Below are 24453 nucleotides of genomic sequence, written 5' to 3'. Positions count from 1 at the left end.
CCTTTGTCACATCTTCGATGTTATGTGCGGGATGGTACACCACACGGCGTGCCATCCCGTTCGTTATTTTAATGAGCCGGGTGCGCGAGCGGGAAGAATCACGAGCATGGTCGTTCCGCGCTTCGAGCTTTCTTCGACCTCGATGGAGCCGCCGTGAAGCGCGGCGATCTCCCAGACCAGCGCAAGCCCCAGCCCCACACCGCCATATGCTCTGCTGCGCGATCTGTCGACACGAAAGAAGGGCTGAAAGATGCTCGTCTGGTATTGCTTGGGAATGCCTGGCCCTTGGTCACGCACGCGAAGCAGCACGCGGTCGCCTTCGGCACGGGCGCCGATTTACACGGTTGAGCTGGGCGCACTGTAGCGAATGGCATTCTCAACCAGGTTGAACAGTAGCCGATAGATCAACGTGTCGCTGCCGATCGTTTGCGCGTCGCCCTTGCTTACAAGCGTGATGCCCTTTTGCTCGGCAAGGGGCGCCAGGTCGGTGAGCACTTCTTCGATCATCGGCGCCAGGTCAATCGCATCGTTGCAGGGAACACTACGCAGCTCGCTCATCTCGAGCAGGGTTTTTGTCATGTGCGTCATTCGCTCGGTCTGCTCCTGCAGCAGCCGGAGCAGGCTCGCTGTATCGGCATCGGCGTCGGGGTGCTCAGCGCAAAACAACTCAACCTGGGCTTGCATGAGCGCGAGCGGCGTGCGCAGCTCGTGCGCCGCATTGCCCGTAAACTGTCTTTGTGCGGATAATCCCTCGTCAAGGCGGGAAATCATGTCGTTAAACGACGCGCTGCAGCGCCTGAGTTCAGAGGGCACGTCCTCGCTGATCTTTGTGTCGGCGAGGTTGTCGGGCCGCACGCTCTCGACTTGCGCCGCAAAGGAGCGCAACGGCTGCAGCGCATATCCGCTCACGAAGTAGGCTAGCACGCCACCGAGCAGCGTCGCCGCCGCGGTTATGCACCAGCTCGTCGCGCTAAACGATGCTTGGGCGTCGCTCACGACGATGGTCAACTCATCGTCGAGCTCTTTGCTTACCGGGTCAAATGAGCTGGGCGCTGCGGTCTCCACCTTGTTGTGCGCCGACGCTTCTGCACCAATCGAGTCCATGTAGCGCATGCCGGAGTAACCAACCAGGCAATTCATAAGTACGCAGGTCGAACATATCAGCAGGGCCGTCATCAACGTGATGCGCCACTGCAGCGACAGCCGCTTCATTTGCCGTCCTCCATAACGTAGCCTTCGCCGATTCGGTTGCGGATGGGGTCATGCCCCAGCGCGCCGCGCAGCTTTTTGCGCAGTGACGAGATGTGCACGCGGGTCGCGTTGCTAAAGCTGTTGACGCTGCTGTCCCATACATGCTCGATAAGCTCCTCCTGGCTCATCGGCCGACCCGGGTTAAGCATCAGGTATTCCAAGATGCCGGTTTCCTTGCGCGTGAGGCATAGGGTCTCGCCGTCCACGGAGGCGAGGCACGCCTTGGTGTCAAAGCTCAACGATCCACAGGTTAGAACAACGTCGCTTTGCGTAAAGCGCCTGAGCGTGAGGCTGCGCATGCGTGCCGCCAGCTCGTCAAGATGGAACGGCTTGGTGAGGTAGTCGTTGGCGCCCGCACCGAGCCCCGCTACCTTGTCGGAGACCTCGCCGCGTGCCGAGAGCACGAGCACCTTGGTCTCGCAATCAGTTGTCCTGAGTTGCCTGAGCACGGTCATGCCGTCGACATGGGGGAGATTGAGGTCGAGCACAACAAGATCAAAGGTCTCGACATCGAGCAGATCGAGGGCCTGTTGTCCGTCGTAGCAGCAGTCGACGCTATAGGCCAAGTTGCGAAGGCTGCGTGCGATCGCATCGCACAGCGCCCGCTCGTCCTCGACGACCAAGATACGTATAACGTTCTCCTTGCATAATCATTCACGCTTAACACGGATTTTATAGTCGGTATGGTCCAATGGGTCGCGAAACGAAAGGAGTGGTCAGATTGTTCAAAGCGATTAAGCCTGTGGCGCAGGTGGCTTTGCTGATCGTTGGGGTAGCCATGGTTGGCTTTGGAATTATGCGCGGCGAGGCAGATGCCGTGCTGGCCAAGGCAATCAGGCTGTGCTTGGAGTGTATCGGAATTGGATAAAAGAAAAAACACTGCATCGCATCTTTTAGCGCGATTTCGTGGATTGATTCAGGCGGCGGCGACGCTTGCGACCAATATTCACCTGCCTAACTTTGCCAAGGGCGGCATCTACCAGGGAGCGGGCAAAGCCGTCTGCGTGCCGGGCCTCAACTGCTACTCGTGTCCGGCGGCCTCGGGTGCGTGCCCCATCGGGTCGTTTCAGTCGGTGGTGGGCTCGTCTAAGTTTAGCTTTTCGTATTACGTCACCGGAACGCTCATTCTGATAGGCGTGCTGCTGGGACGTTTTGTATGCGGCTTTTTGTGCCCGTTTGGATGGCTACAAGAGCTTTTTCATAAGATTCCCAGCAAAAAGCTCTCCACGAAAAAGCTCAAGCCGCTCACGTACATCAAGTATGCCGTGCTGCTGTTTGCCGTGGTGCTGCTGCCCGTCTTGGTGGTTAACGATGTGGGTATGGGCGACCCGTTCTTTTGCAAGTACATCTGCCCGCAAGGTGTGCTCGAGGGCGCGATTCCGCTGTCCATCATGAACGTGGGAATCCGCTCCGCGCTGGGAAAGCTCTTTTCCTGGAAGCTCGCGATCCTCATTGTGGTTGCGGTGCTGAGCGTGCTGTTCTATCGCCCCTTCTGCAAATGGATTTGCCCCCTCGGCGCATTTTATGCGCTCATGAACAAGGTGTCATTGCTGGGGATTCGGGTTGATCATTGTAAATGCGTCTCGTGCGGCAAGTGCGCCAAGGTGTGCCAGATGGACGTGGACGTTACGCGTACGCCCGACCATGCCGAGTGCATTCGTTGCGGCAAATGCGTGGGCGCGTGCCCCGTCGATGCTATTAGCTTTCGCTACGGGCTGGGTTTGACGGGCGACAAACCCGCGCAGTCCACGCAAGCCTGCGAAAACAAATAGGTACCTATATAAGTTTCGATATAAACGGAGGAACCATGAAACTGTCAAAAATTGCGGCTCTGTTGATGCTGCCCGTGCTGGCGCTGACTCTCGCGGCGTGCTCTGCCCCCAAGGGCGACGCGAAGGATGCCAAGAGCGGCGATGCGCAGATTGCCGAGCTCATAGCGCAAAAGCCGTCGAGTGCCGAGGAGGCGGCCGAGCTGTACCAGCAGCTGCTGCAAAAGGAAAACGAGATCTTTGCGAGCGATAACGCCCTATGGGAAAAGGTGTTCCTTGCGGCCAACAAAGACACTCCCATGATTGAGGACGGCAAGAACTACGGTGACTTCTTGCTCGATACCATCGAGGGCGCCAAGGATCAGTTTGCGGCTGACGAGCTTAAGACGCTTAAGGCCGGCGCGCAGCAGGTCAAGGAGATCGAGGACAAGCTCATGGCGCTGGAGAAGGAGTTCCCCGGATGCGGCAGCACGCCCGGCGAGGGGGAGAGCGTCGATGCCTCGACCGCAGGCATGACCAACGGCGAGAGCGGGGAGACGAAGTTTCCCAGCTTTAAGGGCAAGGACTTGGACGGCAACGATGTAAACAGCGACGAGCTGTTCTCCAAGAACAAGGTCACCGTCATGAACTTCTGGTTTACCACCTGCAAGCCGTGCGTGGGAGAGCTGGGCGATCTGGAGAAGCTCAACAAGGAGCTTGCCGAGAAGGGCGGCCAGGTCGTGGGCGTTAATTCCTTTACGCTCGATGGCAACAAAGACGAGGTGGCCGATGCCAAGGACGTGCTTTCCAAGAAGGGCGTGACGTATAAGAACATCTGGTTTAAGTCGGACAGCGAGGCCGGAAAGTTCACCTCCAACCTGTACTCGTTCCCGACCACCTATGTGATCGACCAGAACGGTAACATTGTGGGAGAGCCGATCATGGGCGGCATCAACTCCGCTGAGCAGCGCGAGGCGCTCAACAAACTGATCGATCAGGCACTCGCGAAGAGCGAACTGTAAGTCCGTGGGACAGACAACTGAAGGGGAGTCGCTGGAAACAGCGACTCTTTTTTCTGCTTCGGGGTAGCATCATGGGTATACGTCGAAAGGGGGCGGCTATGGTCGGCAGCATGGTCGAGCGGTTGCCGTTTTGGGGACAACTTACATCCGATGAGCAGACGCTCGTGGCAGAGCGCTCGTCGCTGCGATCCTTTGATGCCGGGCAGATAATCGGTAGCAGCGGAAATTCTTGCACTGGCATTGTTTTTATTATCGAAGGTGACATTCGCGTGAGCCTGCTTTCCGAGGAAGGCAAGGAGGTCACGCTGTTTAGGGTTGGCTGCGGAGAGTGCTGTGTCACCACGGCCTCGTGCGTTATCGAGCAGATTTCATTTGACACCATGGTGGTTACAGCACGCAGGTCATCGCTTTTGGTGGTTCCTGCGAGCGTGTGTGCCCAGCTCGCCCGCGATAATGTCTACGTTAAGGCCTTTATGCTCCAGGTTGAGGTGAAGCGCTACTCCCAGGTGGTATGCGTGCTGCAGCAGATGCTCTTTAAGCGCCTCGATCAGCGCGTCGCCAGCTACGTGCTCGAGCATTGCCGAGCTGCGGGCACAGCAGAAGTTGCCGTAACGCAAGACGAGCTTGCACGCGACATCAACTCTGCGCGCGAAGCGGTGACGCGCGCTCTGCGACGTCTTGCGCAGGACGGGCTCATCGAGATTAGGCGCGGACGGATTATCGTGCGTGATGTAGATGGGTTAGCACGGTTGGTCTAGACCTACCGCGCAGCTGCATCTGCCGTCGGCAACATATTTTCCGTTTGGTGACTTGGTCACAGAACGCGACCGCAGTGCCTTGGCATACTTGCCCAAAGCAACCAGCAAAGGAGTGCGCTATGGGATTGTTTGATTTGTTTGCAGGACCGGACATTAATGTGGGCGTCCAGGAATGGAAGGCTTCTAAGGGGGCGGTGCTGCTCGACGTGAGGAGTGCTGACGAGCATGGACAGGGCCACATTCCGGGCAGCGTCAACGTTCCGCTCAATCGTATCAACCAGGTGCTTGAGCTGTATCCAGACAAGGGCACGCAGCTTTTCGTGCATTGCCTGAGCGGTGCGCGAAGCAACCAAGCTGTGAGTTTTCTTAAGCGTTCTGGGTATGGCAGTGTCAAGAATATCGGCGGCATAAGCGGCTACACGGGAAAGGTGGTGCGTTGGCTATGAAGGTGGTTATCGTTGGAGGCGTCGCGGGCGGCGCATCGGCGGCGGCACGTTTGCGCAGACTCGACGAGCAGGCCCAAATTGTCATCTTTGAGCGCACGGGTTTTGTATCGTATGCCAACTGTGGGCTTCCGTACTACATTGGCGGCGTGATAGAAGAAGAGAGCGCATTGACGCTGCAGTCTCCCAAGGGCTTTTGGGATCGCTTTCGCATTGCGGTCAAGACGAGTCACGAGGTGTTTGCCATCCATCCCGATTCGCATACGGTCGAGGTTCGCAATATGCTGACGGGCGAGGAATTTGTCGAGACGTATGACAAGCTCATCCTGTCGCCGGGTGCAAAGCCGATCCGCCCTGCGTTGCCGGGCATCGACTCGGATAAAATCTTTAGCCTACGCACCGTTGAGGACACGCTGCGTATTCACAGCTATGTTCGAGAGCGGCGACCGAGCAGTGCCGTCGTGATCGGCGGCGGCTTCATTGGCGTCGAGACGGCGGAGAATCTGTGTGAGCTGGGGCTCCAGGTGACCCTTCTGCAGCGTCCCGTCCAGCTTATGAACAACCTGGATTACGACATGGCGACCCTTTTGCATACCGAGGTGCGTGAGCACGGTATCGATCTGCGCCTCAAGGCCGATGTGACAGGTTTTGAGGAAGTTGATGGCCGCGTTGTCACCCATGTTGCGGGCGATGACCCTATCGGAGCCGATATGGTGCTGCTTGCCATTGGCGTGGCACCTGAGAGCCATCTGGCGCAAGAGGCGGGGCTCGAACTGGACATCAAGGGGGCTATTGTGGTCAACGACCGCATGGAGACCTCTGCTGCCGACGTGTATGCCGTGGGCGATGCCGTGCAGGTCACGCATCAGGTGACCGGCGAGGACGCGGTCATTTCGCTCGCCGGCCCCGCCAACAAGCAGGGGCGTGTCGTCGCCGATGTCATAGCTGGCATGGACAGCTGCTACCTCGGATCGTTGGGCTCATCGGTTATCAAGGTATTCGACTTGACGGCGGCAAGCACGGGACTATCCGAAAAGGCAGCACACGCGGCGGGAATTGACTGCGACAGCGTGGTCCTGTCGCCCGGTTCGCATGCGGGTTATTATCCGGGTGCAACGCCCATGACCATGAAGGTTGTCTTCGAGAAGCAGGGATTGCGCCTGCTGGGTGCGCAAATCGTGGGCATCGATGGTGTGGACAAGCGTATCGACGTCCTGGCGACTGCCATCCAGGCAGGCATGCGCGGCGATAGGCTTAAGGATTTGGACCTAGCATACGCGCCGCCGTATTCATCGGCGAAGGATCCCGTCAATATGGCGGGCTTTATGATCGAGAACCTCAATCGCGGCATACTGGCGCAGTGGCATTGGGAGGATGAGCCCAACTTGCCACGCGATGGCAGCGTGCAGCTGCTCGATGTTCGTACGGAAGGGGAGTATGAGCGCGGGCATATCGATGGTTTCGTAAACATTCCCGTCGATGATCTGCGCAATCGCCTGGGCGAGCTCGACCGGGCCAAGCCGGTTTACGTGATTTGCCAGAGCGGCATTCGCAGCTACATTGCTTGCCGCATTTTGGCGCAGCATGGCTTTGAGTGCTTTAACTTCTCGGGCGGCTATCGCTTCTTTGCAGCCGTGACTGAGGCTCGCCGCGGCAGCGCTAACGTTATGCCGTGCGGGCTCGAAAAGTAGCGCGCATTGGAATGTGACAAAGTGACAGCCTCTTTGTCGCATCGGGGATGTTATACGCGGGATGGTGCGCCATGCGGCGTGCTGTCCCGTTTTTTTGTTCGCTACATTCCTTACTGGTACCGGCAGAAAAGCTGATAGAGTAGGTCAAACGTGTCGAACGCGAACGGCGGGGGAGAGGTTGCCGTCCATGCTGGATCTCAGAGATATTTGCAAAAGGTATGTTGCGCAGTCGTTTACGCAGGTGGCGCTCGACAGCGTAAGCCTGTCTTTTCGCGATAACGAGTTCGTGGCCATCCTGGGTCCCTCGGGCTCGGGAAAAACTACGATGCTCAACGTCATTGGTGGACTCGATCATTTTGATTCCGGCGACTTGCTGATCGACGGCATCTCGACCAAGGACTTCAGCGACCGCGATTGGGATGCCTACCGCAACAACCGCATCGGCTTTGTGTTCCAAAGCTATAACCTCATTCCGCATCAGACCATTTTGGAAAACGTGGAGCTGGCGCTCACGCTCACGGGTGTGGGGCATGCCGAGCGCCGCCAGCGTGCGCGCGAGGCGTTGGAGAAAGTTGGCCTGGGCGAGCACGTTAACAAACGCCCGAGCCAGCTATCGGGCGGACAGATGCAGCGCGTGGCCATCGCCCGCGCCCTGATCAACGACCCCGAGATCGTGCTGGCAGACGAGCCGACCGGCGCCCTAGACTCAACGACATCCGTGCAGGTCATGGATTTGCTCAAGGACGTGGCGCGCGACCGTCTGGTCATTATGGTCACGCACAATCCCGAGCTGGCGTACAAGTACGCTACGCGCATCGTCAACCTGGCGGACGGCAAGATCACCGACGATTCCGACCCCTTTGATGTTGCCAAGGCCGCGCGCCGCGAGGCCAAGCCTACGCGCAAAACCTCGATGAGCTTTGTGACGGCCCTGGGGCTTTCTGCCCGAAACCTCATGACCAAGAAGGGCCGCACGGCCATGACGGCCTTTGCAGGTTCGATTGGCATTATCGGTATCGCAGCGATCCTGGCACTCTCCAACGGCGTAAACGGCTACATCAAAAAGGTCGAGGAGGACACGCTCTCGAGCTACCCACTCACCATTTCCAAGCAGGATTACGACCTGTCGTCCATGATGGGCGGAGAGGGGGCCACGGATGACGGTTCGTCTGAAAGCGTGGATTCGTCCGACGACAGTGCCGACGGCAAGGCTCAGGGGACCGATAAGATCCCTGTGGTCACGGCCGTAAAGGATATGTTCGCAAGCGTTAAGTCCAACGACATGACGAGCTTTAAGGCATGGCTCGATGCCGGTGGCGACGGCATCGATAAAGAGGTCAACGCCATTCAGTACGGCTACGGTGTATCGCCGGTTGTCTATCGTGCCGGCAAGGGCGACGAGAAGCCCGTTCGGCTTGTTCCCAACGCTATGACCGAGGCTATGAGCGGAGGCGCGAGCTCGGCGGCAACGGTGAGCATGGATTCCATGGGGACCTCGGTCTTTAACGAGATGATTGACGACCAGAGCCTGCTCGACAGCCAGTACGATGTCGTTGCCGGCCATTGGCCCTCGTCCGCCAACGAGGCCGTGATGGTGCTTTCGAGCCGCGGCACGGTGGGTGACTATACGCTCTATAGCATCGGTGCGCTGGATATCGATGAGCTCAATGACCTGGTCAACAGCGCCATGACGGCCGACGGCAAGGTCGAGACGCCCGAGACCGGCACCGACATTACCTACGACGATGCGCTGTCCACGACATTTAAGGTGTTGTCGCCGGCCGATGCCTATCGCAAAAACGAAGAGACCGGCATGTGGACTGACATGTCTGGCGACGCCGACTTTATGGCCGCCAAGGTTGCCGACGGTATTGACGTGCACATTGTGGGCGTGGTGCGACCTAACGAGACAGCCAATGCGAGTGCATTGTCTCCGGGCATTGCCTATACGCATGCGCTGACTCGCCAGCTTATGGAGCGCGCTGCCGATTCGCAGATCGTGCAGGAGCAGCTTGCCCGCCCCGAGACGGATGTCTTTACGGGTAAAACCTTTGATGAGCTGCAAGGCGAGGCCAAGCAAGGCGTTGATCTGGGCAGCATGTTCAGCGTGGACGAGGCGGCGCTAAAGAGCGCGTTCTCGCTCGATACGTCTGCGCTCTCGGGTGCGGCCAGCGGTATGGACCTTTCTGGTATCGACTTGTCCGGTCTGGACATTGACCTTTCGGGCGTTGGGAAGGACGTCGACTTCAGCGACATCATGGCCAAAGCGCCGGCTCCAGATTTCTCGGGTATCTTTGAGGGCCTGGAACTCACGCCTGAGCAAATGCAGCAGGTGGGAACGCTTGTCAGCCAGCTGTTTGAGGGCTTTATGCAGTCGGATCAGTTTAAGGCGCTGTCACCCGAAGATCTTAAAGACGCGTCAAAGCTTGCTGCCGCATTCTCGACGTATCTTGAGCATGATGCCGCCGCCCAGCAATACCTGGCTCAGCTCAAGGCCCTCGGCGGCGATGCCCTGGCCGAGCGCCTGCAGCAGGCGATGGCCGACTATGTGCAAAAGCAGCTGGCTCCGTATCTGCAGCAGGCTATGGACCAGGTGATGAAGTCGATCAGCGATCAGATTGCGGCGACGGTGTCAGCTCAGCTCAAGGCGGGCGCGGAAGGGCTCATGGGCCAGATGGCGACGCAGATGTCATCGAGTTTTGCCAACCTGGCGAGCGCTATGCGTGTGGATGCGAGCGCTTTTGCTCGTGCCATCCATTTCAACATGGATGCCGAGGATCTGAGTTCGCTCATGATGAGCTATGCCAAGGCTTCGAAGCTCACCTACGACAACAATCTGACCACGTTGGGCTATGCGGATGAGGCCGACCCCATCTCGGTCAAGATTTTCCCGCGCGACTTTGAGGCCAAGGAGCGTGTGCTCGATCACATCGATGCGTACAACAAGCAGGTCAAAGCCGCCGGCCACGATGAACAGGCGATCTCGTACACCGACTACATGGGCATCATCATGGGTTCGGTGACCGACATCGTGAACACCATCAGCTTGGTGCTCATCGCATTCGTGAGCATCAGCCTGGTGGTGAGCTCCATCATGATCGGCATCATCACCTACATCAGCGTGCTGGAGCGAAAAAAGGAGATTGGCATCCTGCGCGCGATCGGCGCGTCAAAGCGCAACGTGGCCAACGTGTTCAATGCCGAGACCTTTATCGAGGGCCTCATTGCCGGCGTCTTTGCTATTGTCGTCGTGGTGGCCGTGAGCTTTCCGGTTAATGCCTGGGCGCTTGCTGCCAAACAGGTACCCAATCTGATGAGCCTGCCCGTGCAGGATGCGCTGGTGCTCATCGCGATTTCGGTGCTGCTGACGGTCGTTGCCGGTTTGCTGCCGGCCCGCAGTGCATCCAAGAAAGACCCCGTGGAGGCCCTGCGCTCCGAATAATGTGACAAAGGGACTGTCCCTTTGTCACATTGATTTGAGAATGGATGTTGATGTATTTATCGCTGGCCCCTATGGAGGGGATTACCGGGCATGTGTTCCGTCGCGTGCATGCGGAGTGCTTCGGCGCGCTCGATTGTTATTACACGCCGTTTTTGCCGCCGCCGCGGGTGGGCAATCGCTTTGGCGGCAAGGCGTTTAAAGAGATCGACCCTGCTAATAACCAGGGACTTAACGTGGTGCCCCAGCTGATGTCCAAGAATGCGGACGAGTTTGTGTGGGCGGCACAGGTGCTCGCCGACATGGGCTACCGCGAGGTCAATCTCAACCTGGGTTGCCCTTCGGGAACGGTTGTCGCCAAGGGCAAGGGCTCGGGTTTCTTGCGCAATCTCGACGAGCTCGAGGCGTTCTTAAGCGATGTGTGCGAGCGGTCGCCGTTGCCGGTGTCGGTAAAGACCAGGCTGGGGCTGGAGAATGACGACGAATACGAGCGCGTGCTCGATCTGTATTGCCGCATGCCGTTGGCAGAGCTGATCGTGCATCCGCGCGTACAGAAGGACCGCTATACGGGCTCGCCGCGCAAAGAGTTTTATGGCGAGACGCTGGAGCGTGCGCCGTTCCCCGTGGCCTATAACGGTGACATTTTTGATCTTGAGGATATGGACGCGCTGGTGGAGGCCTATCCCGGCACGCGCCATGTGATGTTGGGGCGTGGCCTGCTCGCGAACCCCGCTCTGGCTCGCATGGTCAAGGGCGGCCCTGCTGCAACGGCTGCTGAGCTGCAGCGCTTCCACGACACGCTGTTTGCGGCATATGCAGAAGAGATTGGCGGCAATGCGGTCTTCCGCATGAAGGAGTGGTGGTTCTACGCCAAGTGCGCTTTCGCTGATCCCGCTACCGTCCACAAGATCGTACGCAAGACCAAAAAGGTCGACGAATACCGCGCTGCCGTCGAGCGCGTCTTTCGTGAACAGCCGCTTGCACCCACAGCTCGCTTCCACGGCTAACTAGTCATCGGGGGCGTTCTTTAACGACTGGTCATTTAAGGACGTCCCCAACGACTATGTAGCAAAAAGCTGTACACCAGCATCCAAAGATGTCGAAAAATGTCGACTTTGGATGCTGGTGTACATGTTTGGGTCCGACGGGGGAGCGGGCCTAGGCAATCAGTGCATCAAGTGTAATGAGCTCTCTGAGCCGCTCCGTGCGTGTTTGCCCATGGCGTTTGGCTTTTTCGCCAAACGCCTCAAGAATCGATTCGCCCACACGTGCTGATATAACGACGCTCGGCTCATCGGAGATTGGTGGCCTTCCCAACTTGATGGTGCGACCTTTCGGCCACTCATCTTTTTCGTAGGCTTCCGCGGCTTTCTTCAACTCTCCGGGAGCAAACCCCATCATCTTTTCGAGCTGCTTAGCATCCATGGCGCCTCCTATCGATCGACATAATGTCGAGCGCCGGTTCTCGGATTCTCTTTTTGTATACAATTTTGTAGACAAAAATACAAGCAGTTCATCGGGCTAATTAGCTTGTTTTGACCTGCCTGTTCGATAGGAAATGAGCATTGACGGCTTCGATACTCCTTTGCTTTTCAGCTTGGAATTTGGATGCTCATTGAACTTCCGGAGGGGAGCCCTTTATTAAGCTATTGAGATTCTGGGCAGGAGCTCTCACTGGTCTTCGGTAATGGGGCCAGCTTAATTCGCGACACAGTGTGTCGCGAATGGGAGTAGTCGTTAGGTGTCCTTCAATGGCTACTCATATAAGAACGTTCAAGTGTCGGATTTTGTCATTTAGTGTCGCTCTCAGCGACTATTCTGGAGGGTCGTGGTCAAAAAAGGCAAATATGAGTACTGTTGCCATTATGGTTGCATTTATTTGCTATAAATTGTAGCTCCTGATGAGATTTGTTCCCATTAAGAGCTACTTTTATTGAACATATGAGGAGAAATAACGTCGTCTGCGGACGAGTGGAACGTTGAATAGTTCCTGAAGTGATCAAAATCGCTGCTACTAAACAGGTAGCAGTACTCATATTTGCCCTTTTTTGACCACAGCCCTCTCGGAAACCTTTCCAGAGGCGTCAAACAGCCATAATCCAAAGGTCTCCTCAAACAATTAGCCGGCCAAGAGCGTCCATGACTACCAAAAAGCTGTACGCCAGCATCCAAAGATGTCGAAAAATGTCGACTTTGGATGCTGGTGTACATGTTTGGGTCGTATGGGTTGGGGCCCTGGACGGACAGAGCGTGCGTACTAGAGCAGGTTTTCCTGCACCCACGCGATGATGTCGCTCGATTCGTAGAGTGGTTTGCCGTCGATGAACAGGCAGGGAACCTGGCGTTTTCCGCCGACGGCGATGAGTGTCTGTTCGGCATCGGAATCGGTCGAGATATTGCGCTCGGGAATGGTCACGCCGTTATCGGCCAAAAAGTGCTTGACCTTTAAGCAATACGGGCAGCCGGTCATAACGTACAGCTCGAGCTCGTGATCAGTAGCCATAGGTCTCCAATCGGTTGAGGTTTCGATTGAGATACCCAAAGCCGCCGCGGTCTATGCGCGAGCCAGCGACGACTCGATGGCCTGAACCAAAAACGCTGTGGCCCCGGTGCCGCAGGGCTTGTCGTAGTAGTCAACAAAGCGTTGGTCGGCAAGGTAGCCGTGGGCGAGGCCTAGGTATGCGTCGTCTTGGGGCTCGCGTCCCCAGTTGAGGCTAATCCAACGACGATGCATCGCAACAAGTTTTTGGGCCTCGACGCTCTTTGGGTCGCCGTCGTCCATGGCAATCGAGAGCTGGCCCAGAATCGCGCGCTCGAGTTCTTTCATGTCGTTCCAGGTTTCGGGGTCCATATCCAACAATGTTTCGTTTGCCGCATCGATTGCCTCGTCGCCATAGCGTGCCCGTGCCTCGGCGCCGTAGCGCTCCTCGTTTTCTTGCACGGTGCGCCAGCGCTCCAGTTGCGGCAGCACGGCACCCATGAGCGAGACGGCTTCGTCGAGCGACATGCCGGTGCTTTGTGCCAGCCGCGGGGCGCAATCCTCGATCATTGCCTCCATCGTGGTCTCATAGGTGTACTTACCGCGGTCGTAGCACCACTTGCAGTAATGGTCGGTCGCGGCGCCCGCGGCATCGGTGCCGCAGTCGTCGGGTGTGAGCACCATGCCGCAGCTCTGGCAATAGTGCTCGGGCATTTCGAGCAGGTGGGACAGCGGCTCTCCGGTTACGGCGGCAATGAGCTTCATCATGTCGATGCCCGGGGTGACTTCGCCGCGCTCCCAACGGCTCACGGCTTGGCGCGTGACGTAGAGCTTGGCGGCGAGCTGCTCTTGAGTGAGATTGTTGGCGCGGCGGACGGCGATGAGTTTTTCTGCAAAGGCCATAACGGCTCCTTTCTGCTGTTTGTTGGGTTAAGCATACGCGGCGGCCGACGCCCTTCCAAGCAACCGTTGGTTGCATGCAGATGGCGATGACAGGCAATCGTGGCCCGTTGCCCTCGCCTGTGCCGTACAATGACCGACATGGAACCTATTGCACACATACATACCGACCTGCCGCAGAAGTTCGGCATCCCGCGCAACAGCTTTTTGGCGCCCCATCTTGAGGGGCGCATTGTCTTTGAGCCGGAATATGCTTCCAGCGCGTCAGTTGAGGGTCTGGACTCCTTCTCTCACCTGTGGCTGCTCTGGCGCTTTGAAAACGGAACGCCCGGCGGCACGGCCGAAGACATCGCCGTCGATGCCAAGACGCAGGACAGGTCCGGCACCAACGCCAAGTGGTCGAAGACCGTGCGTCCGCCGCGCTTAGGTGGAGCCGAGCGCGTGGGCGTATTTGCCACGCGCAGCCCGTTTCGCCCCAATCCCATCGGTCTTACCTGCGTCAAGCTCGATCATGTCGAGCTTACCGACGACGGTCCCATCGTCCATGTGCTGGGAGCGGACCTGCGCGACGGCACGCCCATCTACGATATCAAGCCCTACATTCCGTTTGCGGACTGCCACCCGGATGCGACCGGCGGCTGGATTGAGGATGCGCCGTGGCAAGAGCTCGATGTTGACTTTCCACAAGCGCTGCAGGAGATGGTCCCGTCCACAAAGCTCCCCGGCTTGGTCGAGGTCCTTCGCCAAGATCCGCGCCGCGCGGGTAGCAAACACGAGCCAAACCGCGTCTACCATCTGGCCTACGCCGGGCTCGACATATCCTTTACGGTTGATGGAACCAGGTTGACGGTAATCGCCGTCAACGACGTGCGGGACTAGCCGGCCATTCGCCGGCGCCCGCCAAATCCAACGCCAAACCCCGTGCCAAAATCGCCCACGCTGGTGGACAATAACTCCTACCAAAACAATCCGCTTTGCACGGGAGCTCAGCATGAAATACGACTTTACTTCGCTTATCGACCGTCACGGCATGGACGCCATCGCCGTTGACTCCTGGGGCGAGATCCCCAGCATGGCTCCGAACGCGCCCGACGAGGGCTTCGACCGCATCCCCATGTGGGTGGCGGACATGAACTTTGCCACGGTGCCCACGGTCCAGGAGCACATCATTCAGCGCGCCCAGCATCCCATGTTTGGCTATTTCGATCCGCGCGACGAGTACTTCGACCGCATCATCGAATGGCAGAGCCGCCGTAATGGCGTCGAGGGCCTGCTCCCGGAGCATATCGGCTACGAAAACGGCGTGCTGGGCGGCGTCGTATCGACCCTGCGCGCGTATGTCCAGCCGGGCGATGCGGTGCTGGTCCACAGCCCTACCTACATCGGCTTTACCAAGTCTATCGAAGCCGCGGGCTATCGCATTGTCCACAGCCTGCTTAAGCTCGACGACCAGGGCGTGTGGCGCATGGACTTTGAGGACATGGAGCGCAAGCTCGTCCAAAACCATATCCATGCCGCGGTGTTCTGCTCGCCGCATAACCCCTGCGGCCGCGTATGGGAGCGCGATGAGATTGAGCGCGCCATGGACATCTATCGCCGGCACGATTGCGTGGTGATCTCGGACGAGATCTGGTCCGACATCATCATGCCCGGCCACAAGCATATCCCGACGCAGTCGGTGAGCGAGGATGCCCGCATGCGCACGGTCGCCCTCTATGCGCCGAGCAAGACGTTTAACCTGGCGGGCCTGGTCGGCAGCTACCACATCATCTATAACGAGACGCTGCGCGATCGCGTGTGCGCCGTGTCCAATAAGACTCACTACAACGAGATGAATGTCCTTTCAATGCATGCGCTTATCGGCGCCTACCAGCCGCAGGGCTACGAGTGGGTCGATGAGCTCAACGAGGTCATCGAGAGCAACATTGACTACTTCTGCGATTACGTGGACGAGCATTTTGAGGGCGTGTCCTATTCGCGCCCGCAGGGCACATATATGGTGTTCCTAGACTGCACGGAGTGGTGCCGCGAGCATGGCCGCGATATTCAGTGGCTGCTCGATGAGGGCGCGCGTGTGGGCGTGGGGTATCAGGACGGCCGTCCGTTCCACGGATCTTGCCACATTCGCGTGAATCTAGCACTGCCGCTTTCGCGTGTAAGGGAAGCGTGCGACCGCCTGGACCGCTACGTTTTTGGGGTATAGGGGGCAAGCGATTCGGCCGCCGCGGTCTGCGCCCACGCCGTTAGCGTGCGTGGGCGCATAGGGCACAGAGGGCTGCGGGCACGTTTTCCGCGTTTGCTACTTTTCCTGAATCTGCTTGCCGCAAAGGTGCTCAACCGTAATTTCATACAGCTGGACGCCCCCTATGCTTTGTTTGATCTCCTCTTCGGCCTCCTCGGCGGAAGGGTAGTATTTGAGGGCGAGCTGGCGGATTGTATCTTCGACAGATGCCGGGTCATCGTTCACGAGGCGACAGCGGCCAAAAACCACGGTGCTCTGAACATAGGGTGCCCAGTCGTCATCCTTATACCAATCGTTGCCATAGACGGTAAAGCAGACTTTGTCGTTTCGTTTGAGTGCGTCGACCTTGTGTCCTGCCTTGGCACCATGAAAATAAATTTTGTCGTGCTCGGTGTCAAAGAAGTAATTGACGGGAATGGCATAGGGATAGCCATCGTCGCCGTTGACGGCAAAAACGCCGCGCTTGCAATCGGCGAGCAGCTCTCGCGCCTGTTTATCGGTGATGGCGCGCTTTTTTCTGCGAAGAGGCCTAAACATTGTGGACTCCCTTTCTTTTTGCGTGCTGCGGGCACGGCGGTGGGCGGTATGTCTATATCAAGATACTCGTTCGGGCCGTGAGACCTGTGGGGATGTCCTATTTGTCGCAGATTGAAACGTATGCCGTTTTGCCACGGGGACGGTCCTTCATAACCCGCCGTTTAGAAGCGTCCCCGACGACTGATTCCGTTTGCGGGGAAGGCGTGGGACAATACCGAGCGAATGTGATTGGGCGTCTGGGAAAAGGGGTCGCGATGAACAAGTTGAGGACGCTTGCCGACGTGTTGCGACAGGCTGGCTTTGCACGCATCACGGGCCTGTTTCTTATCTTTTACCTGCTGTGCTCGACGGCTGTCTGGCTGTCCGAGCCCACGACCCTCACGTTTGGCGATGGTCTCTGGTTTAGCTTTGAGACGGTCTCGACCATCGGCTTTGGCGATATCCCGGCCGAAACGCCGGTCGCCCGCGCTATTACCGTCGTCCTGAGCGTCATCAGTATCTTCTACATCGCCATGCTCACGGGTGTGGCGGTGAACTACTGCAATACGCTCATTAAACTGCGCCAAAAGGACACCATGGCGCGCTTTATGGATGATCTTGAGCATTTGGAAGAGCTCGATCGTGACGAGCTCGCTGACCTGTCGCGCCGCGTACGCGAATATCGCCGACGCCAACGCTAGAACGGGCGCCGTGCGTCACGACGAGGGGGACTGAATATGAATATCACCGTGTATCTGGGCGCCAGCGTCGGCAATGACCCGGCGTTTCTGCCTGCGGTGCAAGAGCTGGGCAACTGGATTGGCTCCAACGGGCACGCGCTGGTATACGGCGGGTCCAAATCGGGCCTGATGGGCGCGCTTGCCGATAGCGTGCTCGATGCTGGTGGGCATGTGACGGGCGTTGAGCCGAGCTTTTTTATCGAGGCAGAGTTTCAACACGAAGGTATTGACGACCTTATCGTGACGAGCGATATGGCTGAGCGCAAAGCCAAGATGATTGAGCTTGGTGATGCCTTCATTGCCTTTCCCGGCGGGACGGGCACGCTCGAGGAGATTGCCGAGGTCATGTCTGCGGTATCGTTGGGACACCTGAGTGCTCCGTGCATCCTGTATAACCTGGACGGTTACTACAACGACCTCAAGGCGCTGCTCGGGCATATGGTCGATAAGGGCTTATCGAGTCCGCAGCGCCAGCAAGGCATCTACTTTGCCGCCGATTTGCGCGAGATTGCCTCGATTATTGGGAGTTGAGGTTCGCATCCGTAGTGCCCTGGCACTCAATGGTGTCGTTTGGGGCGCAGATGGTTGGCTCGTCTGGACAATGCTCGCCCTACAATAAGGCGTATCTATGTTGACTTTGACCACGGGAGGACCCGATGGGTAACCTGGCAAAACCCAAAAACCGTGCGCTGTTTTTAGCTAGCGTTGCTGTGACTGGCGCTTTCGCAGGCGCTGCGGTCTGGCTGTTCTTTTTTGCGATGGAGCACGGTATCGACTATCTATGGACCGAGATCCCGCATATGCTGGGCGTCGCTTCGCCCGAGCTCGCGAGCGGTCCGTTCGGTTTTTTACCGTACCCGTTTTTCGTCTGCCTGCTGGGCGGCCTGCTGATCGGTCTGTACGAAAAGATGACGGGCACCAAGACCGATGACCTCAACCAGGTGATGGCCAAGGTAAAGCGCGACGGCCGCTACCCGTACGACAACCTCGGCAAGCTATCTCTTGCGGCATTGCTGCCGTTGCTGTTTGGCGGAAGCATTGGACCGGAGGCTGGCCTGACCGGTGTCATTGCGGGTCTGTGCAGCTGGGTCGGCGACCGCATGCGTTGCTTTGGCGCCGAGTTTAGGCAACTCACGCTGCTGGGTACCCAGGCTGCCCTGACGGCGCTCTTTACCGCGCCTGTCTTTGGCTTTGTGGCTCCGCTCGCCGGCAGCGCCGACGGCCAGGGCGCCGACGACGATGAGGACTCAGCGTCCGACGAGATCACCATCAAGCTGCCCAAGGCGCAAAAGACCGTGGTCTACGGCATTGCGATTGCCGGCGGCTTGGGCACCTATCTGTTGCTTGGCCAGCTTATGGGCGGCGGTATGGGTATGCCGAGGTTCGAGGCCGCTCGGGTGGGCAACCTCGAGCTCGCCTGGCTTATTCCCCTGGCGCTCATCGGCACTGTCTGTGGCTGGCTGTACTTTGTTTCGGAGCACGCGAGCGAGGCACTGGCCCACGCCATGGGGGAGCACCCTGTCATCAAGGCCATGCTGGCCGGTTTGGCGCTCGCCATTTGCGGCACGGTCCTGCCCTACACCATGTTTGCCGGCGAGACGCAGGCCGACGTGCTCATGGAGACCTATATGACCATTCCCGCTGGCGTACTCATTGCAACCGGTCTTGTCAAGGCCATGCTGACGCCCGCCCTTATCAACATGGGCTGGCGCGGCGGCCACTTCTTCCCGGTTATCTTCTCGGGCGTAAGCCTGGGCTACGGCCTTGCTGTCCTCACCGGCGCCGATCCGGTCTTTTGCGTCGCCGTCTGCACGGCATCGACGATGGGTGCGGTCATGCGTCAGCCGGTCATGGTCGTGGGCCTGCTGCTCATGTGCTTCCCACTCAAGGGTATCGTCTGCATGATCATCGCCGCCGTTATCGCCGCCGGCATTCCGCTGCCCAAGCCGCTGCGCAAGTAGCACGATAGCGCGCAGTCAGTACAAACATCTCAAGTCCGGTGCGGGCGCTGTGTCACGGATTTGCGGGTGGACTGGATTTCGTTCGGTATCGGCGCTACTTCCAAATTGCAAGCGCGGCGGTGCCCAGTACGATGAGGGCGAGACCGATGGCGCTGCGTCGTGAGAGTTTTTCGTTGAATGCCAGACGCGCAAATAGTACCGATACGACAATCGATAGTTTGTCGATCTGCACCGCGACGCTCACCTGGCCTGCAGCGATGGCGTAGTAATAGAGCAGCCACGATGCTCCGGTTGCGATGCCCGATGTTACGAGAAATGTGAGTTCGCGCCGGTCAACGTGCGCGACCTGCTCCAGTTTTCCCTTGGCTGCCACGATTGCCCATGCCATAACCAGTACCACGCAGGTGCGGATTGCCGTGGCCAGGTTTGACTCGACGCCTTCGATGCCGATCTTGGCGAGGATGGAGGTGAGTGCCGCGAACACGGCGGCGCCGAGGGCGTAAGCGAGCCAGGTCCGGTCTTGCTGCTGCTCGGGTCCGGCGGACTGCTTCTTCTCGATCATTAAAAACGTGCCGAGGGTGATGACAGCGGTTCCCACGAGCTTAACCGCAAGGTTGCTCGTCTCACCAAAAAGCGCGATGGCGACCAGCGCGGCGAGCACGGTGCTCATCTTGTCGACCGGTACGACCTTATTGACGTCTCCGATGCTCAACGCCTTAAAGTAACAGATCCACGAAGCACCTGTAGCGAGTCCCGAGAGGACGAGAAAGAGCCAGGATCTGGGTTCGATACTGCCAATGGTCCCAATGGATCTAGAAATGCCCGCCATTGCCCAGGCGAAAACGAGCACCACGCAGGTGCGAATGGCCGTCGCGATATCGGAGTCGGTCTGCTTGATACCGCATTTGGCCAAGATGGATGTGATGCCGGCAAAGAATGCTGACGCAAATGCTGCGACGACCCACGACACGGGTGCGATGCCTCCTTGGATAATGGGTTTATCCTGCGAGTTTTATGGACATAAGGATACCGCCCCACCATGAAGGTTTGATATGGCCGCGGCGAGACGGGGCCATGTTCCGGGGAGCCATTTGGTTAGGGCTCGAATTGAAGGTGAATGTTTTTCCGAGAAGTGAACGGCATGCCGTGAAGGGTGGTAACGACGTTGTTACTGCTTCGTCTTATCTAGTAAATGAGGTGGGGTGCCGCCCAAGTCCTTTAGCTGTCGATTACAGGTCGCGTACTCGATAAACCTTGGTGCTGACGGTGCAGCTGATTGCGCATAGCGCGAGGGCCAGGACGGCAATTCCTGCGCACAGGCAGCCGAGGACGGCGGAATCGGGATTTGCCCCGGCAATCGACATGAGCCAGTTGCTGATGGGGTTGGAGGAGCTCAGCGTGGCCATAGCAAGGCAACCGAGCAAGGCAAACAGACCAACGGACAGGCGCAGCGCCTCCATGTGTCCAAAACGAAAGAACAGCGGCTGCGCCAAAAACACCATCATGAGGGAGATGAGCATCGAGGCTGCCGAGGCAATTGCGATCTCAAATACGACCTGTCCCGTCGGGAAAATGCCTGCATTATTGAAGAGTGGGATGGTGACGATGTTCAACAGCGCGGCCGCACATGCCATGATGGCCGAGAAAGCAACGATACACAGGTAACGTGCGCAGACGATGTCTTTGCGCGAGAAGGGCAGCGTTGCCCGATAGCGCTCCCATCCGTTTTGATTGTCGAAGCCGGCTAGCGAGTTCATGATCATGATGGGCGACATGGCGCTGACTGCGCAGGCGCCAGCACTCATGCCGGAATCACCATCCGATGCGTTGGCGAGGGTCATCACGATGAATATAAATAAGCCGACACCCGCGATGCTCGGGATAAGCGTGCGAACGATGGCGAGCTCGGACATAAAGGCGCGTTTCATTTCGAAGCCCCTTTCAGCATGAGGCGAAGGTAGTCATCAATGGTTGCCCGATCGCAGGGAATCTCGGGGAAAGCCTCGAGCGTATCACGGCGGTTGGGCACGAGCACGTCCACGCTATAGGCGTGGCGGGCAGCACGGGCGCCTTCGACGCAAGCCATGAGCTCTGCGGCCTGTGCTTGCGTGCAGTGGGCGATTCCGGCGCGGTCGGTAATGTCCTCGCGTGGCAGGTCAAATGCAATCGAACCGTTATCGATGCAGATGACGCGATCGGCGGCGCTATCGAGGTCGGACGTAATGTGGCTCGAGAGCAGTACGCTGCGCTGGCCGTCGGAAACAAAGGCGAGCAGCTCATCGAGCAGCTCCTCGCGCGCCATGGGATCGAGGCCCGCGGTGGCTTCGTCCAAAACGAGCAGCCTGGCATTGTGGCTGAGCGCACAGGCGAGCTGCAGCTTCATACCCATGCCGCGGGAGAGGTCTTTGACCTTGGCTTTGGGATCAAGGCCAAATCGTTCGATAAATCTGGCGAATGTTTCGCGACTCCATGTGGGGTGCGCCGGGCCTACGAGCGTCTCGATCTGGCCCACCTTGAGCGTGGAAGGGAAAGGACACGTGTCCAGGACAAGACCGATGCGGGAGCGCAGATGGCGCTGTGTCTCGCCGGGCGCGTCGGTGCCGCAGTGCTGCCCAAACAGGTGCACCTCGCCGGCATCGAGCTTTATGAGTCCGAGCGCGGCGCGAATCGTCGTTGTCTTACCGGCGCCGTTTGCGCCCACAAAGCCAACAATCTGGCCGGGCTCCACGGTGAGTGTGACATCGCGTAGGGAAAAGCGGTCGCTTACGCGGCGTGAGACGCCTTTGAGTTCTAGCAAGTTTTGCATGGTATAGCCTTTCTTGCAGATGGCTACTGCATGGTTTCGGGGGCTACAAGGTCGAGCATCTCGTGCAATTTGTCGCGCGTGACGCCCAGGGTTTCGGCCTGCGTAGCGGCCTGCGCAAGCAACTCTTCGATATGGCAAAGCTGGTTTTCGCGCAAGAGTTCCTGGTTGCCCTCGGCGACAAAGCAGCCCTTGCCCTGCACGGTACAGATAAAGCCAAGTTGTTCCAGGTCGGCATAGGCGCGCTTGGTGGTGATGACACTCACACCGAGGTCGCTCGCGAGCGCGCGGATGCTGGGGAGTTTGGCTCCTGCAGCGAGTGCGCCCGAAAGGATCTGAGCTTTGACCTGCGAGGAGATCTGCTCATAGATGGGCTTGTCGCTCGAATTGGATAGGATGATGTCCACAGCGGCTCCTTAGCTGTTGGGCTACACGTGTATATAACCGGTAAGCACAGTATATATACACTATGCGCAGTTATGCAAGAGGAAATATGGCCTCGTCTGTCCCCTCGTTTGTTTGTCTCGATCTGTAACATCTGGAGTCGATTTTGATGGCTAGATGTTACAGATCGAGACAGTCCTTGAGGCAGCTGTTCGATGCACAGCGAGCTTGGCTGATGAATTTGTCCTGATAGGTGCCCTGTGGCGGGATTTCGCGGCTACAATAGTACGGTTTCAACGACGTAATGCACTCAATGCAAGAAAGGATCCGCATGGCAAGCCTGTCGGATGAAATCTCGTCGCGCCGCACATTCGCGATCATCAGCCACCCGGACGCCGGTAAGACCACGCTTACCGAGAAGCTGCTGCTCTATACCGGCAGCATCCAGACCGCCGGCTCGGTCAAGGGCAAGAGTTCGGCCAAGCATGCCGTCTCGGACTGGATGGACATCGAGAAGGAGCGCGGTATTTCCGTTACCTCCTCGGTACTGCAGTTCACCTACAACGGCGCCTGCGTCAACATCCTCGATACTCCCGGCCACCAGGACTTCTCGGAGGATACCTACCGTACCCTTATGGCCGCCGACGCCGCGGTCATGGTCATCGACGGCGCCAAGGGCGTCGAGGCCCAGACTAAAAAGCTCTTTAAGGTCTGTACGCTGCGCCACATTCCCATCTTTACCTTTGTGAACAAGCTCGACCACGAGGCCCGCGATCCGTTTGAGCTCATGGAAGAGATCGAGAACGTTCTGGGCATCAATACGTACCCCATGAACTGGCCAATCGGCAGCGGCCGTAACTTCCGCGGCGTGTTCGACCGTCAGACCCGTCGCGTCATCGCCTTTGAGGGCGACGGTCACGCCAACGCCACCAAGAAGGTCGCCGAGGTCGAGGCCGAGCTGGGCGACCCCGCCATGGATGAGCTTATTGGCGAGGAGAACCACAAGAACCTGATGGACGACATCGAGCTGCTCGATGGCGCCGGCGACGAGCTCGACCTGGATGCCGTGGCCTGCGGCAAGCTGAGCCCGGCGTTCTTTGGTTCGGCGCTCACCAACTTTGGCGTGGAGCCCTTCCTCAAGGAGTTCTTGCGCCTGGCCCCGACGCCGCGCGCCTATACCGATACGCTCACCAGCGAGCCGGTCGATCCGTGCCGCGACGACTTTAGCGGCTTTGTGTTTAAGATCCAGGCCAACATGGACAAGAACCACCGCGATCGTATCGCCTTTGTGCGCATTTGCTCGGGCAAGTTCGAGCGCGGCATGGATGCCTTCCACGTGCAGGGCAACCGTAAGCTCAAGCTTGCCACGGGCACGTCGATGATGGCCGATGACCGCGCCATCGTGGACGAGGCGTACGCGGGCGATATCGTAGGCCTGTTCGATCCGGGTATCTTTAGCATCGGCGACACCGTGTGCTCTGGCAAGCGCCACGTACAGTATCCGCAGATCCCGACGTTTGCCCCCGAGATGTTCGCCCGCATCACGCAGGTCGACACGCTCAAGCGCAAGCAATTCGTGAAGGGCATGGAGGAGCTTGCCCAGGAGGGCGCCATCCAGATCTTCCGCGAGCTGGGTGCCGGCATGGAGAGCGTCATCGTGGGCGTGGTCGGCGTACTGCAGTTTGAGGTGCTCGAGCGCCGCCTTAAGGCCGAGTACCGTGTTGAAGTCCGTCGTCAGCCGCTGCCCTATACGGACATCCGCTGGATCCAGAACGACCCCGACACCATCGACATCCCGGGCCTTTCGCTCACGCGTGACACCTTGCGCGTCGAGGACATGCGCGGCGGCAAACTGCTGCTGTTTACGAGCCCGTGGAATGTTGACTGGGCGACCGACCACAACCCCGACCTTGTCCTGTCGGAGTTTGGCAACGTAACGTTTTAGTGCGCCGGCGCGGTGGTCCTGTGGGGCTGCCGCGCCGCTTGCTTGCCTGCCGCCGTGTGAGCGGCTATCATACCCACCGTCGCCTCAAGACCGTGGCGGCCGAGCAGTTCGGGTCCGATATCCTGCTCGTT

General features: G+C 58.3%; 24 protein-coding genes and 2 pseudogenes. 14 read left to right on the top strand and 12 right to left on the bottom strand.

The window, feature by feature from the left end; all coding sequences use genetic code 11:
• Positions 1–63: 63 nt before the first annotated feature.
• The 3 genes from DWZ22_RS10375 to DWZ22_RS02630 are packed head-to-tail and all read right to left on the bottom strand — an operon-like array spanning position 64 to position 1883.
• A complete protein-coding gene (locus DWZ22_RS10375) occupies positions 64–336 on the bottom strand; it encodes a sensor histidine kinase (protein ID WP_369833803.1) in 273 nt (90 codons plus the stop codon).
• Positions 337–1212, bottom strand: coding sequence for a histidine kinase dimerization/phospho-acceptor domain-containing protein (locus DWZ22_RS02635; RefSeq protein WP_233546428.1), 876 nt, complete (start codon positions 1210–1212; stop codon positions 337–339).
• Complete coding sequence (locus tag DWZ22_RS02630) at positions 1209–1883, bottom strand: response regulator transcription factor (RefSeq protein ID WP_118405346.1); 675 nt, start codon at positions 1881–1883, stop codon at positions 1209–1211. The genes DWZ22_RS02635 and DWZ22_RS02630 overlap by 4 nt, the downstream gene beginning before the upstream one ends.
• An 89-nt stretch (positions 1884–1972) precedes the next feature.
• Between DWZ22_RS02630 and DWZ22_RS02625 the strand changes: the two genes are divergently transcribed.
• From DWZ22_RS02625 to DWZ22_RS02590, 8 genes are all read left to right on the top strand, one after another.
• Entirely contained in the window at positions 1973–2119 is a 147-nt protein-coding gene (locus DWZ22_RS02625; RefSeq protein ID WP_197032826.1) for a CD1871A family CXXC motif-containing protein, read from the top strand.
• The gene (locus tag DWZ22_RS02620) at positions 2112–3023 is read left to right on the top strand and encodes a 4Fe-4S binding protein (protein WP_233505092.1); all 912 of its coding nucleotides are present in this window, start codon (positions 2112–2114) and stop codon (positions 3021–3023) included. Before DWZ22_RS02625 ends, DWZ22_RS02620 begins: the two co-directional genes overlap by 8 nt.
• Positions 3024–3058: 35 nt before the next feature.
• Positions 3059–4021 carry a redoxin domain-containing protein gene (locus tag DWZ22_RS02615; RefSeq protein ID WP_118405345.1) on the top strand — a complete coding sequence of 321 codons (963 nt, stop codon included), beginning with the start codon at positions 3059–3061 and terminating at the stop codon, positions 4019–4021.
• 98 nt (positions 4022–4119) lie between these two features.
• Positions 4120–4779 (top strand): Crp/Fnr family transcriptional regulator, encoded by a 660-nt coding sequence (locus DWZ22_RS02610; protein ID WP_158553148.1) that lies wholly within the window; start codon positions 4120–4122, stop codon positions 4777–4779.
• A 119-nt stretch (positions 4780–4898) separates the two neighbouring features.
• Positions 4899–5225: a rhodanese-like domain-containing protein gene (locus DWZ22_RS02605; protein ID WP_117734587.1), complete on the top strand. Its 327-nt coding sequence runs from the start codon at positions 4899–4901 to the stop codon at positions 5223–5225.
• Positions 5222–6913 (top strand): FAD-dependent oxidoreductase, encoded by a 1692-nt coding sequence (locus tag DWZ22_RS02600; protein WP_118405344.1) that lies wholly within the window; start codon positions 5222–5224, stop codon positions 6911–6913. Before DWZ22_RS02605 ends, DWZ22_RS02600 begins: the two co-directional genes overlap by 4 nt.
• 187 nt (positions 6914–7100) lie before the next feature.
• A complete protein-coding gene (locus DWZ22_RS02595; RefSeq protein ID WP_118405343.1) occupies positions 7101–10355 on the top strand; it encodes an ABC transporter ATP-binding protein/permease in 3255 nt (1084 codons plus the stop codon).
• Between the two features lie 50 nt (positions 10356–10405).
• Positions 10406–11359, top strand: a complete 954-nt coding sequence (locus DWZ22_RS02590; protein WP_118405342.1) for a tRNA-dihydrouridine synthase — start codon at positions 10406–10408, stop codon at positions 11357–11359.
• Positions 11360–11510: 151 nt separating this feature from the next.
• On the opposite strand, the gene DWZ22_RS02585 is transcribed toward DWZ22_RS02590, so the two are convergent.
• From DWZ22_RS02585 to DWZ22_RS10205, 3 genes are all read right to left on the bottom strand, one after another.
• Positions 11511–11777, bottom strand: coding sequence for a hypothetical protein (locus tag DWZ22_RS02585; protein ID WP_117734583.1), 267 nt, complete (start codon positions 11775–11777; stop codon positions 11511–11513).
• A gap of 832 nt (positions 11778–12609) precedes the next feature.
• Positions 12610–12855, bottom strand: coding sequence for a glutaredoxin (locus DWZ22_RS02580; protein ID WP_117734582.1), 246 nt, complete (start codon positions 12853–12855; stop codon positions 12610–12612).
• Between the two features lie 51 nt (positions 12856–12906).
• Entirely contained in the window at positions 12907–13734 is an 828-nt protein-coding gene (locus DWZ22_RS10205) for a TipAS antibiotic-recognition domain-containing protein (RefSeq protein WP_158573288.1), read from the bottom strand.
• Positions 13735–13872: 138 nt separating this feature from the next.
• Between DWZ22_RS10205 and tsaA the strand changes: the two genes are divergently transcribed.
• Both tsaA and DWZ22_RS02565 read left to right on the top strand, forming a co-directional pair.
• Entirely contained in the window at positions 13873–14610 is a 738-nt protein-coding gene (gene tsaA / locus DWZ22_RS02570) for a tRNA (N6-threonylcarbamoyladenosine(37)-N6)-methyltransferase TrmO (protein WP_233546427.1), read from the top strand.
• 112 nt (positions 14611–14722) lie between these two features.
• Complete coding sequence (locus DWZ22_RS02565) at positions 14723–15934, top strand: MalY/PatB family protein (protein ID WP_118405340.1); 1212 nt, start codon at positions 14723–14725, stop codon at positions 15932–15934.
• 96 nt (positions 15935–16030) lie between these two features.
• Here the strand turns inward: DWZ22_RS02565 and DWZ22_RS02560 are convergent, their stop codons facing one another.
• Entirely contained in the window at positions 16031–16510 is a 480-nt protein-coding gene (locus DWZ22_RS02560) for a pyridoxamine 5'-phosphate oxidase family protein (RefSeq protein ID WP_117798958.1), read from the bottom strand.
• Between the two features lie 254 nt (positions 16511–16764).
• Between DWZ22_RS02560 and DWZ22_RS02555 the strand changes: the two genes are divergently transcribed.
• From DWZ22_RS02555 to DWZ22_RS02545, 3 genes are all read left to right on the top strand, one after another.
• Entirely contained in the window at positions 16765–17190 is a 426-nt protein-coding gene (locus DWZ22_RS02555) for a potassium channel family protein (RefSeq protein WP_158550201.1), read from the top strand.
• A 36-nt stretch (positions 17191–17226) separates the two neighbouring features.
• Positions 17227–17760: a TIGR00730 family Rossman fold protein gene (locus DWZ22_RS02550; RefSeq protein WP_118405338.1), complete on the top strand. Its 534-nt coding sequence runs from the start codon at positions 17227–17229 to the stop codon at positions 17758–17760.
• Between the two features lie 125 nt (positions 17761–17885).
• On the top strand, positions 17886–19190 hold the full coding sequence (locus DWZ22_RS02545; protein WP_118405337.1) for a chloride channel protein: 1305 nt from the start codon (positions 17886–17888) through the stop codon (positions 19188–19190).
• Between the two features lie 94 nt (positions 19191–19284).
• Here DWZ22_RS02545 and DWZ22_RS10650 read toward each other — a convergent pair.
• The 5 genes and pseudogenes from DWZ22_RS10650 to DWZ22_RS02525 form a co-directional block, all read right to left on the bottom strand.
• Positions 19285–19689, bottom strand: a pseudogene (locus tag DWZ22_RS10650) (EamA family transporter); the annotation flags it as partial.
• Between the two features lie 57 nt (positions 19690–19746).
• Positions 19747–20160 (bottom strand): annotated as a pseudogene (locus tag DWZ22_RS10645) (EamA family transporter); the annotation flags it as partial.
• Between the two features lie 259 nt (positions 20161–20419).
• Positions 20420–21118 carry an ABC-2 transporter permease gene (locus DWZ22_RS02535; protein ID WP_117734574.1) on the bottom strand — a complete coding sequence of 233 codons (699 nt, stop codon included), beginning with the start codon at positions 21116–21118 and terminating at the stop codon, positions 20420–20422.
• The gene (locus tag DWZ22_RS02530) at positions 21115–21996 is read right to left on the bottom strand and encodes an ABC transporter ATP-binding protein (protein ID WP_117734573.1); all 882 of its coding nucleotides are present in this window, start codon (positions 21994–21996) and stop codon (positions 21115–21117) included. The genes DWZ22_RS02535 and DWZ22_RS02530 overlap by 4 nt, the downstream gene beginning before the upstream one ends.
• Before the next feature lie 23 nt (positions 21997–22019).
• Positions 22020–22400, bottom strand: coding sequence for a GntR family transcriptional regulator (locus tag DWZ22_RS02525; RefSeq protein ID WP_117743314.1), 381 nt, complete (start codon positions 22398–22400; stop codon positions 22020–22022).
• Between the two features lie 308 nt (positions 22401–22708).
• Between DWZ22_RS02525 and DWZ22_RS02520 the strand changes: the two genes are divergently transcribed.
• Complete coding sequence (locus tag DWZ22_RS02520) at positions 22709–24322, top strand: peptide chain release factor 3 (protein ID WP_117734571.1); 1614 nt, start codon at positions 22709–22711, stop codon at positions 24320–24322.
• The last annotated feature ends 131 nt before the right edge of the window (positions 24323–24453 follow it).

This window comes from Collinsella sp. AF31-11 (genome assembly GCF_003475605.1).
Lineage (GTDB): Bacteria > Actinomycetota > Coriobacteriia > Coriobacteriales > Coriobacteriaceae > Collinsella.
This window is presented reverse-complemented; position numbering and strand designations above follow the sequence as displayed.